Origin of the sequence: Spirosoma profusum, from assembly GCF_014699005.1 — a bacterium.
Classification (GTDB): Bacteria; Bacteroidota; Bacteroidia; order Cytophagales; family Spirosomataceae; genus Spirosoma; species Spirosoma profusum.
Genome location: NZ_JACWZY010000002.1, coordinates 513,453 through 531,153 on the forward strand (window position 1 = coordinate 513,453; position 17,701 = coordinate 531,153).

Here is a 17,701-nt window from a genome sequence, read left to right on the forward strand (position 1 = left end):
TTTCCGGACTGGACACCCGACTTCCCCAAAGCTCTAGACTTTCGGGAAGTTTTGTTTTTAACGCTACGTATCAGAAAACGCCTGGTCTTCCAACGAGCAATCGGCTGATGGGCCGGTAATCAGTGAACTCGATGGACGGTGCTACGTATCCGGGTTTTATGGGTTCTTCACGTACCAGATCGGTACTGAGGTATTTTTTGTTACTATCGCACAAAATGGTCACGACGCGGGCATCAGCACCTAATTCGGTTTGTAAATTAATTGCTCCGATCAGGTTGGCGCCTGATGAAATACCAACTGCTACGCCCAGTTGCAGGGCCAGTTTTTGCGCCACCAGAATAGAATCGCCATCGCTGGCTTGTACTACGTGGTCCAGCTCGTCCAGTTTCAGAATGTCGGGAATGAATTCATCGAAAAACCCCTGAATTCGGTGTGAACCCGTTTTATACCCGACTGACAACGTGGGTGATTCGGCAGGTTCGAGCGGATGAACGCGAATATCCCGTTTGCGCGATTTGAGATACCGACCGACGCCCATCACCGTTCCGCCCGTTCCGACACCAGCCACAAACGCATCGGGTGTTACGTCGACTCCCTGCAATTGCAGCCAGATTTCTTTGCCCGTCGTAAGTCGGTGCGCTTCAGCGTTATATTGATTGGCAAACTGACGTGGCAGAAAAACTTGTGAGTCAGCCGCAGCCATCTCCTCCGACCGACGTATCGCCCCCAGAAAACCGCCTTCTTCTTTGGTAAACAGAATAATATCGGCTCCCAGGCTGCGGATGATGTCGATACGTTCCTGACTGATACCAGCGGGCATGATGATGGTAACCGGATGACCAAGCGCCCGACCCACCGCTGAAAAAGCAATCCCCGAACTGCCGCTGGTGGCTTCCACAATCCGGTCGCCGGGTTGAATATGCCCCTGCCGGTATGCCTGATGCAGTACGTGCAGGGCCATGCGGTCTTTCATGCTGCCGGTCAGGTTATAATGCTCGCATTTGACGTAAAGCGACCGGGGCTGGCCTTCGTAGGTATAAAATAATTCCAGCATTGGCGTGTTACCGACCAGGTGCCAAAGGTGCTCGAATTTTTCCTGAATGGCGGGTTTTAAGGTGATTTCGGAAGATGAAGTCATACGTAGTGAAAAAGTTGGCCTGTAACGTTTTTGTCATTCTGACGCAGGAAGAATTTTAACGCATCCTAACTAGAACGTAAGGAAACACTGAGATTCTTCCTGCGTCAGAATGACAAAAAAATCGGCGTGTTACGTTTCAGACGGAGTTGTATAAAAAAAAGTACCCGCAACGTTCGGAAATCATTGCGGGTAACGTAATACGTTGCTGGATTTATCGTCAGGGTTTGGCGGCCAGAATCTCGCCGAGTTTTTTGCCGAGTTCTTCGCCCCGAATGTTCTTGGCGACGATTTTACCATCAGGACCGAGCAGAAAATTCTGCGGAATAGACCGGATACCGTACTGTTTTGCTACGTCGTTCTCCCAGAATTTTAAATCCGATACGTGCGTCCAGGTCAGATTATCCTTGTGGATGGCTTTTAACCAGGCTTCTTTCGCGTTAGGACGGTCTAAGGAAACGCCCAGAACGGTAAAGTTTTTGTCTTTATACTGCTGGAAGTTTTTCACTACGTTCGGGTTTTCAGCCCGGCAGGGGCCACACCAACTTGCCCAGAAATCGACCAGTACGTATTTACCCCGAAAACTCTTGAGTGATACGTCCTTACCAGACGTATCGGCCTGTGAAAATTCGGGAGCGATCTCGCCAATGGACGTAGCTTTTACGCTGGCCAGAACTTTGGCGTACTCTTTTCCGCTTTTACCGTTTTTGATTACTTCACCTAAGCCCTCATACATAGGTGCAACTTCGGCGTACTCGGGTGTGTAGTCATATTGTTGTAGTGTATACAGACTAACCAGTGAATTCGGGTTTTCTTTAATGAACTGCGCCTTCACTTTTTTCTGCTCGGCTTCGATGGCTTCGTACCGTTTATCAAGATTTTGCTCAAACTCTTTCGATTTTTTCTGCTCAGGCGTAGCAGCCCTATATTCTTTCATCAACTCCGCCATTTTATCGGTCGTTTGTCTCAGCATGCCCGTTAGCTTCTGATTATCAATATTAAGCGGAGTTCCGTCGGCAAAGGCATTGGCGAGCGAATCAGGGCTTTCTACGGTAATGTTACCTGGTTCCAGATAAAGGCTTATGTATGAAATGGGACGTTTCGTCGTGAAGCCCGTTCCAAGCTTATCGACGTATAAACCTGCTGAAATAGGTTCGTCGACGGCGCCCATAAACGAGAACGTACCATTATCAATCGTAACCGAATCCATTTTTACGTCGGTACCGATCCGGTAACGCAGGTAGGCTTTAGCTGGAGCGTTTACGCCACGAAGTTTTCCCTTTAGGTTATACGTACCTTTCTGTGCCCAAAGCAGCGATGGACTTAGCAGGCATATAAGAACAAGTAATTGTTTCATAGTGATGAATGTGTTCAGTTGCAAAGCTCTAAAAGTAACGATAATCTGCGGAGTTCGCACATACGTAACAGAAAAACGGTCAGCTCCTTGCGAGGCTGACCGTCGGTGATACGTAGTAGTAAACCTTATTATTTGATCGGTACGTTGAACGTACCATCGGTTAGGGTGATTTTAATTCCTTTTTCATTATACGCGGTGAAGGAGAACGTACCAGCAATTTCAGTAGCGGTCTTTTTCGTTATCGTAACCGTGCCAGTTCCAGGCTTAACTACTGTTGAATACGCGTCACTAGTGCTGGCTTTGGTAAACGAACCGAAACTGATAGAGCTTAATTCGTGCGTTCCTACTTGTGCTGAGTTTGGCAGGGCGATAACTGCTACGTCACTGGTTTTGCTGTCGAGGCCGTAGATGCCGTAGTAACCATCATTACCGGGGAAACTAATTTTAGCGTAGGCGAAGTCAGGTTTAAACTCTTTACCATCAACTTTGGTAGCGAAGGCTACACTCGACTGTTGCTGTGTTCCGGTTCCGGTTGGAGTGACACTATCGTCATTTTTTTTGCTGCACGAGGTTAAGCTAATGATACCAGAGAAGGCGAGGATTGCTGCGAAACGTAACGTTTTCATGATTTGAGAAGATTTTTTGTTTTTGAAAAAGTGAAGGGTTTGATTTAGTGTCAGGAGATTCAGTACATCAGATTACTTAAATGGTACGTTGAATTTCCCGTCGGTGATGGTACGTTTAACGGTGCCTTTGTCATTATAAGCCACGAACGAGAAGGTGCCTTCGACGTTAGTAGTAGTTACTTTAGTGATCGTAACAGTACCTTCGCCGGGTTCCACGCGGGTTGAGTATGAATCAGTGCCGTTACCAAGCGAGAAGCCACCGTAATTAACGTAGCTTAATTTGTGGGTACCAACCAGCGCTGCATAAGGCAGGCCAATAAACACTACGTCGCCGGTTCTGCTGTCGAGGCCGTAGATGCCATAGTAACCATCATTGCCAGGCATTACTGCTTTGCTATATACAAAATCAGGGATGTAGTCTTTGCCATCAATTTTGGCCACGAAGCCTGTTGAAGTCAGAGCCGCCGTTGATGATGTTGTAGTGGTGGTGGTTGGCGTGGTTGTCGAAGTGGTAGTGGATGTTGGTGTTGTTGGTGTGGCTTGAGTCGGCGCAGGCATTACGTCGTCATTTTTTTTGCTGCAAGACGTTAAACCGATGATACCAGAAAAGAAAAGGATTGCTGCTACGTGTAAAGATTTCATGATTGAAAGAGTTGTTTGTGCCTGTTAAAAGTTAGTTGCTATGTTAGGATGATTCAGTCACCTGAGTCAGTGAGGAGAGCGCCGTGCGGTGTTTCTTCCTGTTTGACGATTCAAAACTACTACGTCCAGAAAGCGACTATCGGAGAGACTATACAGAAGGCGGTCTCTGGTTTAAAAGCGGTGGAAATGACTCTAAAACTGGCGGAATTTTGGAGAAGTTGTCCCAGTCAGCAAGATGCTGTCTGGGCCTGCCCTAAAAAGCAACAGCCCGATACGCTGGGCATATCGGGCTGTTGAATTAAAAAGTATGAATCACTACGTTATGGCTTCGCTTCCTCTTTCGAAGCGTTGCCGCTGGCGGGTGCAAGTGAGTTAATCCAGGCAGCAATCTTCAGCGCGTCGGCTTTGGGGACCTGCGGCATAGGAGGCATCTCGGTCGCGTAATCGGGCCAGTGTTGTGGTTTAGGGCTGTAAATCAGCTCAACAATCTGATCGTTGGTATATTTCCGTTTCGCTACGTCCGCGAAAGCAGGGCCGACCTGCCGTTTATTGGTCTGATGACAGGCTGCACACGTATGACGTGTCAGCAAGCTTTTTACCTGCTCATAAGTCGGGGCTTTGGCCATCGTTACGGCCTGACCTTCCACCAGTTTTGGCTTGCCGCCTTTGGTAGCCGCTGCTTTCGTGGCGGCTGGCGTTGTTGCTGGTGTGGCTGCCGGAGCTGGTGTTGCCGCCGAATTTTTGGTGCTCAATTCACTAGCAGCCAGTTTTTGCCCTTCGGGAATATTATTCAGCGTATAATAGGCAATCGGATGCACGAGCGAGTAGGAGCCTTCTGTTCCGCGAACGCCGTCGAGTGTTAGCTGATGAATGTAGTACTTCCGAAGATTATCGACTACCAGACGAGCTTTCAGACCATCGGCCGACACTTTTACTCCTTTGAGAGGCAGCGCTTCTTTATTAATAGTCGGGCTGCCATAAACCGGGTGGTATTTGTAAATGAAACTTTCGACCCGATATGAAGCCAAATCCTCGGCAGTTTTCCGGTCAACCGGTTTGGTGAATTCGATTTCGAAACCATCGGGCATCGCTTTTACGGTACGCATCTCGAATGGAATCACGTTGTTCCAGGCAAGGCGTTGCAGTCCTTCGTTGGCTTCACCGGCTGAACCCCAACCCCGGTTGGTTTCGCCTACAAACAGCGATCCGTCTTTAGCAAAAGCCATACGTAACACCCCTGATTTGAAACCGTTACGGAACTCGATGGCACCACCCTGGTATTCGCCATTCACTTTTTCCATGAACACCCGCGAAATTTTACTCATACCCTGGTCGCCCACGAGCAGTTGCCCGGAAAACGGCCCGAAAGCGCCCTGCGGAATTTCAAGAATTTCGGAATTGGAGATACCCAGAATACCGTGCGGCAACCAGACGGAAGGCGTTTGAATGTCAACACCCGGAAACTTATCTTTCATCTGATAAAGCATGTTCGGGGTTTCGTTCACTACGTTTTCGGGTTTAATAGCCCGTCCATTTTCGCCCCGGCGCTTGCGCTCATCAATTTGCGCATCGAATTGCTCAATAGACAATTTAACCGGCGAATTGGCCTGCCCTGTCCAACGTAGTCCTGCTGGATGCCCCACAAAAGAGCCTTTCTTTACATGCACGATGCCGCCTGAGCCCATCCAGTCGCCCTGGTTATCAGCGTAGAACAGTTCACCATCAAAAATACCAAGTCCGCAGGGTGAGCGCATACCCGTAGCCCAGGGCTGCATATTGCCTTTTTCATCTATTTTCATGGTCCAGCCTCGCCAGGGAACACGACTTTCGCCCCGCCACCATTCCTCGTCGCCGAACGCTACGTTACCCGTTACGAAAAACTGACCGTCGGGCGCAATCTTAGGACCGAAGCTATACTCATGATAGTGGCCCGACAACGGCCAGGCGAATATGGTTTCGAATACGTCGGCTTTCCCATCGTCGTTGGAATCAACCAGTTTCGTGAGTTCACCACGCTGAGCGCAGTAAAAAGCACCTTCTTTGTATGTAAGCCCCAGAATTTCGTGCAGGCCTGTAGCAAACTTGCGGAAATATGGTTTGCGGCTGGTTGGGTTTTCGACAACCCAGATATCACCCCGGCGTGTAGCTACACCCAGATCGCCGTTGGGCAGTACAGTCAGGCCGCCGACTTCGAGCAGAGTACCCTCCGGTGCGGTTACTTTCAGAATCTTAAAAAAATCCTCCTCTTTCGGCGACTCCTGTGCCTGAACCGCTACATAGCTGGCAACCGTGAAGAGGGCAGTTAGTATGTATTTCATGAGCTGAATTAGTCAATGTATGCTGTGTGATATACGATCGGGGCCGCCCGTGCGGTATGGTTACGCTTCATATATCCTACTACATACATCATACATTTAAAATAGGATTGAGTAAACCACTTTGCCTTTCACAGGGACAATCAGTTCCTGCCGCCCGTTTGCTTCCCGAATGCTGGGTTTTGCTCCTGCTACGTCGTCGATACGTACATACGCCTGCCCATCGACCATATACGTACCATTTTCCAGCGCGCTGATGGTGCTGCCGCTCACCAGACGAGCGTAGAGGTCGCTGGGGGGATTGGCAATGGTTACTTCCCGTTGAATGCCTTTTCCTTCACCTAACGTCCGGATTTTATCATCGACAGAAGCGCCAAAACTTTGGTAGCGGAACGTAGGACGGTCGTTGTCGTCCAGTACGTATCCTTTGGGATGGTATCCGGAACCGGTTGTATCAGCAGGCCAGTTGGTTTGTGCCGATCCGAGTTTGGCGAGGAAAAACACGGGCGCGCCCAGCCGCTGAACCATTCCCATTGGTCGGGAAGAACCGTCGCCCCGTTCGTGCCACATGGGCGTTGTGTCCAGAAACATACCTCGCCATACTTGCACCAATGCGCCTTTGTCGAGATCGTACGTATAATGTACCTGTTCCGGGCTGCCTACCGACACGGCGTGGGTGACACGTAGCGTTCGGCCCTGCGTGTTTTTCTCGCCGGGCATGTCCATGAAACTACGTAGCATCGTATTCGTATTGGCTTCGACCAGAATAGGATCGGCTTCTTCGCCAGAGCCACCTGCGCCATCTCCGATAACGTATTCGCGGATGCCCGGTCCGGCAATGGTCAGCCCTATTGCGGGTTGCGCCCAGTCGACAAATTTCGAGTACAAAAGCTCAAAAGGAAGGTCGCCTTTAGCTAACGTCGCTTGCCCACGAGCATTCCATTCGCCGGGCGAAATGACAGTCTGATTATTAATTTTCATCAGACCACCGCCCCCGGGTACGCCCAGATTGAATTTGTATTCACCAGCCTCAGAAACACGTAACGTACCCGTGTAACGAATCAGAAACTCGTTCGGAATCCGGCTCACGTTAGCCGAAAGTACTGTAGTGGCCCCTTCTGATTCAGGAGCGGTTTTGTCGTAAGCAGGTTCTTTTTCAAACTTCCCTTTGTAGACAGCGTATTTCAGATTGACCAGTTCGGGACGGGGTTTGTCGTAGGCAACGTAGCGGATGTTACGGAAAGCTACCGCTCCGTGGTCGCCCTGAAAACGGATGGGGCCTAGTGATTTTTCGTCGGCGAAAGCGGAACCGCGTGTGGGGCCAGTCAACTCAACATTTTCCTGAACCACTACGCCGTTTAGTTCAATCCGAATCACGCGGGCGTTTTCGGTTTTCTGCGGTACCCCGCCGGGACCGTTGCTGTTGAAACGCGGTGCCTGAAACGAGATTTTGATGTGTTGCCACAAACCCGGCGCGCGACTGGCGTTCTGACGGGCAGCATGGCCCTCGTAGCCTTTTTGTCCATCAGGTCGTTTGTCGTCCCAACGTTCGTACACGGCTCCATTGTCGTGTACGTTCGGGGTGCGAATTTCCCAGCTATCACGCAGTTGTACTTCGTAGCGACCTTGCAGATACACCCCAGAATTCGACTTTACAGCCATCATATAATCGAGTTCCAGGTCGACATCGCCGTGCTGTAGACTTGTAAACAAGTCGTATTTGTACGGATTCTGAGCATCGGGTGGCATTTTAGCCATCGGGATATTCGCCAGAACACCGGTGCCTTTATCGGTCACGAGCGTGTTGTCCTTGGACAAATCTGCCCGAACACCGCCTAGAATCTGCCAATTGGCTGTGGGCGATACAAAAGCACTTAAATCGTTGAGGGTGACTGAAGTTCCCGGCATCGGGGCGGGTTGAGCCAGTGCCAGACCGATACCCAAAAGGCAGCCCAGACTCAGCAGCCCTCCGAAACGAGCTGAAAGAATAGAGGTTATCATGCGTTTACCATAAGATTTGAAGGGCGAAAGTTACATTTTTTCCCCGTAAAAGACTGCGAATAAACAGTTAGACTTATCTTTGATCGTTTTACGGACGAACTCATTATTTCGAAACATTTTCCATGAAAAACGTACGATTACCAATTGCCCTTTGCCTCGCTATTGTTTGTCAGGGTTATACCAATCTGGCCCTTGCTCAAACGGAACCAAGCAAACAGACTCCCCAGTCCACCGAAATCTGGGAACCTGTTCCGCCTGTCGTAACGCCCGGTACGATTACCGCCAATACATCCGGCACAACTCCTCCTTCGGATGCCATTGTGCTTTTCGACGGAAAAAATGCCGATCAGTGGGTAGCCAACAAAGGTTATAATCCAACGCCTAGCACTGATCCACTTCAGTGGCCCGTACGTGATGGTGTCCTGTATTCATCAAAAACGTCGTCGGCGAAAACCAAGCAGGAGTTTGGTGACATGCAATTGCACATTGAGTTTCAGACACCGGCCAAAGTGGAAGGCAACGGTCAGGGACGTGGCAACAGTGGTATTTTCCTGCAGGGACGTTACGAATTGCAGGTGCTGGATAACTACGAAAATCCAACCTACGTAAATGGTATGGTCGGCTCAATTTACAAGCAGGCTATTCCGCTGGCGAACCCCAGCCGTAAACCCGGTGAATGGCAGTCGTATGATATCATCTATAATGCTCCCAAATTCAATAAAGCTGGCCTGATGCTGGAACCTGCTTTTGTAACTGTGCTGCTCAATGGCGTGCTGGTGCAGAACCACGTAGCGATTCGCGGTACAACCGAATACATCGGCTATCCGAAAGTTGTAGCGCACGGCAAAGGCCCCCTCATTCTGCAAGACCACGGAAACCCGGTTGGTTTCCGCAATATTTGGGTAAGAGAATTGTAAAAAGATGTATGAAGTATGATGTAGGATATATTCTTGATTCTGATTTTATAGCTTATATCATACCTCATACATTCCTGTAAACTTGCCATTTAATAAGAGCCCTCGGCGTTTGTCGGGGGCTTTTTGTATCATTGCCTGATTATTTGATGGATAGCCTATGCGCGTTATTTACTTCCTATTTTGTCTGATGACCAGCTTGCTGACGGCGTGCTCTACGACGACAGTATTTATCGTGCGCCATGCCGAGAAAGTCAGCGAAGCCGACACGACTGATTTGACCCCGGCGGGTCATGAACGGGCGCAGGCGTTAGTCGACGTATTAGCCTCCAAAGGAGTCGATTCGATTTTTACGACACCGTATCGACGTACCCGCCAGACTGCCGCACCGCTCGCCCGTCAACTCGGGCTGACGATGGTCGATTATCCAGCCCGACCCAATGAGGCAATTGTGAAACGTATCAACCTGATACGTAGCAAAATGGTGCTGGTCGTTGGGCACAGCAATACCATTCTGGATATTGCCAAAGGATTAGGCACACAGCCGTCCATGACAACAATTGCATCAGGCGATTTCGATAATCTGCTACGTGTCCAGATCAAGCGGGGATTGTTTGGTACATCAAGAACAATTTCGCAGACAACTTACGGCCAGCCAACGCCACCGTAAATGGGCTCCGACAGGCTCCGGCTGTCGGTTGTAGTTACCAGGTTAGTCGCTGTCGGAGTCGCGACAGCCGGAGCCTGTCAGGGCCTGCTATTCAACTATTCTTAAAATCATGCAAATGCAGTATTGATGAAGGTGTTACGTGCTTCTACCTTTGTTCAGCAACTGCCAACCAATCGACTCATGAAATCAGTGCGTAGTATCGGGTTAATCAGTTTGTTTTTTGTGCTTCTGCTACGTGTCCAGGCGCAGGAACCACGGTCGGCCGGCGATAAAATGCCGACGCTACGTAAGAAGGTTGCTGTTACACCTGCTACCTATACGGGTCGCCAGCTAATCATAGGGAGCGGAGGAGGGTTCACCGGCGCTGCAACTGCCTATTACTTATTCGAAGACGGAAAATTGTTTGGGTGGCGCAATCGCGATACTACGTTCACATTCATTGCCCAGCAAACGCCCGCCAACACCAAAAAAGTCTTCGCTACGTTCGACGAAAAGTGTAAAATAAAAACCACCAAATTCGATTACCCTGGCAATACGTACAAGCTCGTGCGCTGGAAAAAAGGGAAAGAAATCTATAAGGTAGCCTGGGGCGAATCTGGCAAAATAGTCCCACCTAATTACCCGAAATTTTACGATTCGTTCATGGCCATGATTCCGGCTTCACTACGTCTGAAATAGCGCTCTTTCGCTCATTCATTCTTTCACTCTTTGTCATGAAACCACAGCTATTCTTACTAACGGGCCTTTTTGTTGCCTCCGCTACGTTGGCTCAGCAGCCTGAATCTGGATTTGCCCAGAAACGAAAAACTGGTGCTGCTTCATCCGATCTGCCGCAACGTCTCGGTGCTACGGTGGTATCGCCACCTACCAATAAAATTGGACGGCAGACAATGTTGGGAACGAGTCAAAATGCTTCTTCGCTGGAGCCAATGCGTCTGCGCGTGGTACGTGACGCAACGACCAATCTGCCCATCTTTATCGAACGTAGAGTGAGCCCGAAAACGGCTATCAATAAAGGGGCGCGGTTGTCGGCTGCGGCCGCTACGTCGGTAACGTATCAGTTTATGGGGCAGCTACGTAGTTTGCTGAAAATCGAAAATCCTGAATCACAATTCACGGTTCGGCAATCTGAAACGGATGACCTCGGGCAAATGCACCTTCGCCTGATGCAGACTCACCGGGGCATCCCCGTCCTCGGCGCTGAACTGGTTGCTCACCTCACCGACGGCAACGTAACAACGTTGAATGGACGGTATCAACTGGTACCGGAAACATTGTCAACGACCCCAAAACTAAATCTGACAGATGCCTCAGAACGGGCGCTCAACGATGTGCGCAAAACCGCTACCGTCCGTTCGTTTGGGGATAATATCCTGAAACTGAAATCGTCGGAAGGCGATTTGTGCGTGTTCATGGCTGATAACGGCGAGGCTAAACTGGCTTATCAACTGACAGTACGTCCGAACATGCTCGAACGCTGGGAATATACCATCGACGCGCAAACTGGCGAAGTTCTCGATAAGTATAATCACACTTGTTCGTTTGCAGGGCCAATCAAAGCAACTGGTAAAGACCTCAACGGTGCCACACGTACGTTCCAGACGTATCAGCACACGAACAATACGTATTACATGGTTGATGCCTCACGGGCAATGTTCAAGTCGTCGACGTCTAAAATGCCGGACAATCCGGTTGGGGCGCTCTGGACGGTTGATGCGAAAAATACGTTCGGTGATAAACAGGAAATCTACCAGATTACGTCTGCCAACAACACCAACTGGACTCCTACAGCAATTTCGGCACATTACAACGCTGGAATTGCCTATGAATATTACCTCAATACGTTCAAACGTAACGCGCTCAATGGCAATGGCGAAACCATCGTATCGATTGTGAACATGCCCGACGACGATGGGAAAGCAATGGATAACGCTTACTGGAACGGCAAGGTAATGGCGTATGGCAACGGCAAATTGCTGAAACCACTGGCGGGCGCTCTGGACGTAGCGGGCCACGAAATGACCCACGGCGTGATTCAGAACACGGCCAATTTGCAGTACAAAAATCAGTCGGGCGCGATCAATGAATCGATGGCCGACGTTTTCGGAGCTATGATCGACCGCGACGATTGGAAGCTTGGCGAAGACGTAGCAACGTCCCAGGTATTGCCATCGGGTGCGCTACGTGACCTCTCGAACCCAAATCAGGGCGGGAAAGCCAAAGATCCCAATGGCTATCAGCCGGCTACAATGTCGCAATACGATAATACGACGGAAGACAACGGTGGCGTACACATCAACAGCGGCATTCCCAATTTTGCTTTCTTCAAATTCGCTACGGCTGTCGGAAAAGACAAAGCCGAGAAAGTGTATTATCAGGCGTTGACTAAATATCTGGTACGTACCTCTCAATTCCTCGATTTGCGACTGGCCGTTATCAAAGCCGCCGGCGACCTCTACGGGGCCACCGGAGCCGAGGTCAATGCTGCCAAAGCGGCTTTTGATGCTGTCGGCATACTGGATGGCACCCAGACAAACCCCGGCAAACAGCCCGACGTACCAGTTGCCAACGGTCAAGATCTGCTCCTATTAACCCGAACAACTGACAGCCGACTTTATGCAACGACAGTAGGTTCCCAGCAGTTAACAGTGAAATCGGCGTTGGCATTGAAACACCGCCCGAGCGTAACCGACGATGGGAAATTTGCGTACTACGTAACGACGGACAAACGCATTCGTGCGGTAAGTCTGACTGGTACGGCTTCTGAAACAGTTATTTCCGATGAGACAATCTGGAGCAACGTAGCGATATCAAAAGACGGTACTAAACTGGCCGCCCTGACTGATGCACAGGATGCTTCCGTCTATGTGTATAGCTACGCTAAAAAGAAATGGACGCAGTTTAAACTGTATAACCCAACTTACACGGAAGGCGTTGGAACAGGCGACGTAAAATATGCCGATTCGTTCGAGTGGGATTTTACGGGCGAGAACATTGTCTATGATGCATACAACTCCCTGAAAAACAACACAGGTGATGCCGTCGATTACTGGGACGTAGGCTTTATCAATGTCTGGAATAACAAAACGGGCGACTTCGCAAAAGGCAATATCGAAAAGCTGTTCTCGGGTCTGGAGGAGGGTGAAAGTATTGGAAACCCGTCGTTCTCTAAAAACTCCCCCGATATAATTGCTTTTGACTACGTCAACGAAAATGACAACAGCTATTACGTAGTGGCTACCGACATCAGCACAGGTGGTTTGGAGGGCGTTTATGAAAACAATACGTTAGGTTTTCCGAGTTACTCCCGGCTGGATAATCAGCTGGTGTTCAGTACAAAATCGGGTTCGAAAGAGAATGTATCGGGTATAAAACTGGGAACCGATAAAATATCGCCTTCGGGATCGGTATCGCTGCTGTATGAAAACACAAAATGGCCGGTATGGTATACCCAGGCTAACCGCGCCATTCCGACAAAAACCGCACAAACCATTACGTTCGATGCCATTTCCGACCGCTATTTCAACCAGGGCGATCTGCCATTAAAAGCAACCTGTTCGTCAAATCTGGCGGTTAGTTTTCAGGTGAAAAGTGGCCCCGCTACGTTGAGCGGTAGTACGTTGAGATTTACGGGTGTGGGTGTGGTGACGATTCGCGCATTCCAGAACGGAAACGACCAGTTTTCTGCGGCAACCGACGTAGAACGAAGCTTTAACGTACTGGCCGTTCTCGGAACGGAACCCGCGTGGTCTGATGCGCTGTCGGTATACCCAAATCCGGTTGGTAATACGCTCAACGTCGAGTTGCCATCTACCGAACGTATCGAACAGGTATTGATTCAGGGACTGACGGGTGCTACATTGTTGAAGCCGTCGATTCAACCTCGTCAGCATTCCACTACGTTAGATGTTGGCCAACTGCCGAAAGGGTTGTACATCCTGCAAATCCAAACCCCCAACGGAGCCACCAGCCGCAAAGTGGTGAAGGAGTGATGTATGAAGTATGATATAGGGTGTATGATTGTCAGCACTTTCATACACCCTACATCATACTTCATACATCTTTTTACCTCGTTGCTATCCGAATCGTTTGGTCGCTTGAGCTGGCTTCTACGATGGCGGCCTTGTCATACTTTTGAAATTCCTGGAAAGCCACTTCTTTATCGTCGACGATGAAGTGAGCGAACGAACGCTGAATAGTTTCGTCATCGGTCGGAACGCTGAAAAAGGTCGATTCTTTGCCGTTTTCGCCCGGTGGCGGGGGAGGAGGAGGTGGCGGGCCTAACTGCTTAAAGGCTGCGTCCTTCGTTTCCTCATCCAACTGGAACCAAATCGGGATATTATATCGTGTATTAACCGCTTTGCCATTTTGTCGACCTGGAATCCAGTTGGGCATCTGCGATAGCACACGAATCGCTTCTTCATCGGCTCCAAAACCGATTCCCTTTAACAACTGCACATCTGTAATTTCCCCCGTTTTTGTAACAACAAAGTTGAGATATACCTTACCTTCAACATTTGCTTTCTCGGCTGCGGCCGGATATTTCAGGTTGGCACCTAAGTATTCGCCTAATTTGGCCATACCACCCGGAAACGCAGGTTGCTGTTCAACAACTGTAAAAATTTCGCCTTCCACTTTCACGCTTTTACGGGTGGCGTTTTCAGGCGTGATAACCGCACTTTGAGGCTGGTCGCGGTCCGATTGCGTACACATGAGCAAACCGGCTGCCAGTGGCAAAACCAATGCGTAGCCGAATAACGCCCGGCGATGTGAAGCAGGCTTTTGTAACATAATGATACGTTGTTTAAGGGTTGATTTTGAGGCAAAAGACGTAGTGAGCGCGGCTGGCGTTACGTTGAGCGCGTAGGCTACCAACTGACGCGGATAATCGGGTTGGGGTGTTTGCAAAACGGCTCGGTCGGCCAGAAATTCGTGTACTTCCTGCAACGATTTTTTATAAAAAACCAGGATGGGGTTGAACCAGAAAATAGTCTGTATTATTTCCAGAAACAGCACATCGGTGGTGTGGCACTGGCGAATATGGGCTTCTTCGTGACGTAGCAGCGCGTCGGGTTCCGAGTTTGAATCGGCCTGATTTAGTACCAGATACGTCCCAAATGAGAACGAAGGCGTTACGTTGTTTGTCAGGCGAACCAGCGTGTAATTTGGTTTGCGTTCAGCGTTCCCTCTGTTGATCAGATGCATTACCGCCCGTAGATGGATTATCATCCTGACAAGCATGATCAATACGCCGAGTCCGTAAAAAAGCCATAGCCATTGGGTTACGGTCAACGCATACGTAGCACCGGAATGGCCTCCCGAATTGACCACAAAAGCTGGAAGCGTGATAACACCCGTAGGTAACGTATCGGATAACGTAGCGGGCAGCTTGACAAAAGGCAGCACCAACGATAGACCGATTGATCCCAAAAGATAAGCCCGGTTGAGACCGAAAAACGTATTTCGACGTAGCAACAGGACGTAGCATCCGTAGAAAAGCAGCAGATACAGGCTGACGGTCAGAAGGTAGGCGAACGTGCTCATTTCTTCTTGGTAGTTATTAGAATGACGCCATTTTTCCCTTTTTCGCCGTATACAGCGGCTGATGCATCTTTCAATACGGTGATGCTTTCAATATCATTCGGGCGAATATTTATATCATTTTTCCCAGGTATATCTCCTTCTTTGGTGAACTTAGCGCCTTTTGGTTTTTCAACGCCATCAATAATGTAGAGCGGATCACCTTCCGTAAATGCGTTTCCTCGTACTTGAATGGTCGTCGATTTATTAGGAACAGAGTCTGCAAGGAGATTAGAAGCTTGATTATTTGCATGGCCAACAACCGCAACGCCCTCACTTCTAGGGATATCGGATTGTGGAGTTACGAGCCCAGTACGTTTATCTTCTGCTTTTCCCAGTGAGAAGTTAATGGGGAGATTATACAGTACGCTCACGGCTTTGCCCTGCTGCTGACCAGGTTTCCAGGCTGGCATTTGACTTACTACCCGTACCGCTTCTTCGTCGCAGCCACTGCCGATGCCTTTCAAAACACTTACGTCGCGAATGCTGCCCGTAGAAGCGACAACAAATCGGACAAATACCCGCCCCTGAATCCGCTTCTCTCTTGCTTCTTTTGGATAACGTAAATTACGGGCCAGATACTGCCAAAGCGCCTGCATACCACCTGGAAATGTTGGTTGTTGCTCAACAACCGTGAACACAGGATCCTGCCCAGACTGAACAGCTTCCGTGGGGCCAGCAGTCGGTTCGTAGGCAACCACACGATCCTCGCTTAACGTACTGCTTTTGACAGGCAGACTGATATCAATCATGGAACGGCCTTTTACGTCAACTACTTTCGTTTCGAGGCCGACAAAACTGAATTTCATGGACGCTTCTTTTGGAATAGCCGTTAGTTTATATCGCCCATTTACGTCAGTTGCCGTATAGTATTTATTTTTTACAAAAACAGAAACCCCCGGAATTGCTTTTCCATCGGCCGAATCAGTCACCTTGCCCGATACCATGATTGGTTCGTTGGCTACCTGATTAACAATGGCAGCCAGTTCTTCGCGAGCGGTGGTCATAGAGAGTAAACTCAACGCCAGCGGAATCACCAGCACGTATTTGCCCAGTGCCCAGCGCGTAGTAGCTTGCTGGTGCAGCATCAGAATGCGCTGTTTGAGCAGAGACGGATTAAAAAAACCATTCACCAACGTATCAGGCTGAGCGCCAAAAGCATACCCAACCAGAAATTGGGCGTAGTCGGCTGGATGCGCGATTGCTTTATCGGCCAGAAATTCGTGTACCTGACGTAGCATTTTGTCGATGAGCCACAACGCCGGACACGCCCAAAACAGAGCCCGCAATAGGGCCACACTTAGTACGTCGGTGCTATGATGCTGACGGATATGAACCAGCTCATGATCGATAATAGCGCCGGTGTATCGGTCTTCTGGATTTAGTACCAGATAGCGGAAAAATGAAAAGGTAGGCACCTGCGTGCTTTCAGGCTGGACCAGAACGTAGTCATCGGTACGTTGTTGAGGTGATCGACGAATGAAACGTAGCAGTCGCGTAGTACGTAGCAGCAGACGTAGCACCAGCAACGTAGCAATAATTCCATAAGCTATAAGCCCAATTTGCACCCAATCTGGCCCGGTTTCGACCGGGGCTGCGACGACATAATCCGGCAGGGCAATTACGCCGACAGGCATCGGAAGCGCATCGACGGTGCGGGTCGGTAACTTCACCAGCGGCAATACCAGTGTCAACAAGGCCGATACCAACAGATACGCCCGATTGAGTGACAAAAAAGTATGCCGCCGGAGAAAGAGCCAGTAGCAACTGACGAACAACAGGCCATACAGGTTGGCTTTCAGGAAATAGTCGAGCGTATTCATTGGTTTTTCTGTTGGTTTAAGAGTTTGATGATTTCGTCGGCTTCGTTCAGACTAATGTTTTTATCCTGCACAAAAAAGGACACCAGCTTCTTGAGTGAATTGTCGAAGTAGTTGGCCATCAACTGTTCCGTCTGAAAACGGCGATATTCCTCTTCCGTAATGAGCGGATAGTATTCGTGCGTTTTGCCGTAGGCCGTGTAGCCGACTAATCCCTTCTTCTCCAGAATACGGATGATGGTCGAAACGGTATTGTAAGCGGGTTTAGTTGGAGGTTCCGATCCGTCGCTGCGGCCCGATTCAGGAAGTTCGGCCAGTACGTCTTTCACGAAGCCTTTTTTTAGCTGCCAGAGTACCCGCATGATTTCTTCTTCAGCTTTGGTCAGTTCACGTATCGCCATTGTCTTTTTAGGTGATTACTGATTGATAAACGAAAGTTATGACTAATAGTTTAGTTTTACAACTAATAGATTAGTTATTTCTTCTGGCCGAACAAAAAAGCCGATTCTGAGCTCAGAATCGGCTTTTTTGTTCGGCGATATTTTTGTCATGCTGACGAAGGAAGCATCTTAATATACCCTAACGTTCGTGTCATGATGCTTTAAGATGCTTCCTTCGTCAGCATGACAAAAATGCGCTTT

Annotated in this window: 13 protein-coding genes; 4 read left to right on the forward strand and 9 right to left on the reverse strand. The window is 49.3% G+C overall.

Translation table 11 applies throughout. From position 1 onward, the window contains the following. Positions 1–70 precede the first annotated feature (70 nt). The 6 genes from IC229_RS04470 to IC229_RS04495 all read right to left on the reverse strand — a co-directional run bounded on the left by IC229_RS04470 (position 71) and on the right by IC229_RS04495 (position 8,076). Positions 71–1,138 (reverse strand): PLP-dependent cysteine synthase family protein, encoded by a 1,068-nt coding sequence (locus IC229_RS04470; RefSeq protein ID WP_190885712.1) that lies wholly within the window; start codon positions 1,136–1,138, stop codon positions 71–73. Positions 1,139–1,355: 217 nt separating this feature from the next. Then, a complete protein-coding gene (locus tag IC229_RS04475) occupies positions 1,356–2,492 on the reverse strand; it encodes a TlpA disulfide reductase family protein (RefSeq protein WP_190885713.1) in 1,137 nt (378 codons plus the stop codon). A gap of 128 nt (positions 2,493–2,620) precedes the next feature. Next, on the reverse strand, positions 2,621–3,118 hold the full coding sequence (locus IC229_RS04480; RefSeq protein WP_190885714.1) for a DUF6252 family protein: 498 nt from the start codon (positions 3,116–3,118) through the stop codon (positions 2,621–2,623). Positions 3,119–3,190: 72 nt separating this feature from the next. Next, the gene (locus tag IC229_RS04485) at positions 3,191–3,760 is read right to left on the reverse strand and encodes a DUF6252 family protein (RefSeq protein WP_190885715.1); all 570 of its coding nucleotides are present in this window, start codon (positions 3,758–3,760) and stop codon (positions 3,191–3,193) included. A 320-nt stretch (positions 3,761–4,080) separates the two neighbouring features. Then, entirely contained in the window at positions 4,081–6,078 is a 1,998-nt protein-coding gene (locus IC229_RS04490) for a c-type cytochrome (protein ID WP_190885716.1), read from the reverse strand. Positions 6,079–6,174: 96 nt separating this feature from the next. After that, positions 6,175–8,076 (reverse strand): family 16 glycoside hydrolase, encoded by a 1,902-nt coding sequence (locus IC229_RS04495; RefSeq protein ID WP_190885717.1) that lies wholly within the window; start codon positions 8,074–8,076, stop codon positions 6,175–6,177. A gap of 122 nt (positions 8,077–8,198) precedes the next feature. Between IC229_RS04495 and IC229_RS04500 the strand changes: the two genes are divergently transcribed. The 4 genes from IC229_RS04500 to IC229_RS04515 all read left to right on the forward strand — a co-directional run bounded on the left by IC229_RS04500 (position 8,199) and on the right by IC229_RS04515 (position 13,652). After that, complete coding sequence (locus IC229_RS04500) at positions 8,199–8,993, forward strand: 3-keto-disaccharide hydrolase (RefSeq protein WP_190885718.1); 795 nt, start codon at positions 8,199–8,201, stop codon at positions 8,991–8,993. A gap of 157 nt (positions 8,994–9,150) precedes the next feature. After that, positions 9,151–9,660 carry a SixA phosphatase family protein gene (locus IC229_RS04505; protein WP_190885719.1) on the forward strand — a complete coding sequence of 170 codons (510 nt, stop codon included), beginning with the start codon at positions 9,151–9,153 and terminating at the stop codon, positions 9,658–9,660. A 180-nt stretch (positions 9,661–9,840) separates the two neighbouring features. Further along, positions 9,841–10,338, forward strand: coding sequence for an FAD-binding oxidoreductase (locus tag IC229_RS04510; protein WP_223833846.1), 498 nt, complete (start codon positions 9,841–9,843; stop codon positions 10,336–10,338). A 35-nt stretch (positions 10,339–10,373) separates the two neighbouring features. Next, a complete protein-coding gene (locus tag IC229_RS04515; protein ID WP_190885720.1) occupies positions 10,374–13,652 on the forward strand; it encodes a M4 family metallopeptidase in 3,279 nt (1,092 codons plus the stop codon). 73 nt (positions 13,653–13,725) lie between these two features. Here the strand turns inward: IC229_RS04515 and IC229_RS04520 are convergent, their stop codons facing one another. From IC229_RS04520 to IC229_RS04530, 3 genes are read right to left on the reverse strand one after another with little or no spacing between them, the layout of a single operon-like run. After that, positions 13,726–15,204 (reverse strand): M56 family metallopeptidase, encoded by a 1,479-nt coding sequence (locus IC229_RS04520; protein WP_190885721.1) that lies wholly within the window; start codon positions 15,202–15,204, stop codon positions 13,726–13,728. Further along, positions 15,201–17,063, reverse strand: a complete 1,863-nt coding sequence (locus tag IC229_RS04525) for a M56 family metallopeptidase (protein WP_190885722.1) — start codon at positions 17,061–17,063, stop codon at positions 15,201–15,203. Before IC229_RS04525 ends, IC229_RS04520 begins: the two co-directional genes overlap by 4 nt. Continuing rightward, positions 17,060–17,461, reverse strand: coding sequence for a BlaI/MecI/CopY family transcriptional regulator (locus tag IC229_RS04530; protein ID WP_190885723.1), 402 nt, complete (start codon positions 17,459–17,461; stop codon positions 17,060–17,062). The genes IC229_RS04525 and IC229_RS04530 overlap by 4 nt, the downstream gene beginning before the upstream one ends. Positions 17,462–17,701: the final 240 nt, after the last annotated feature.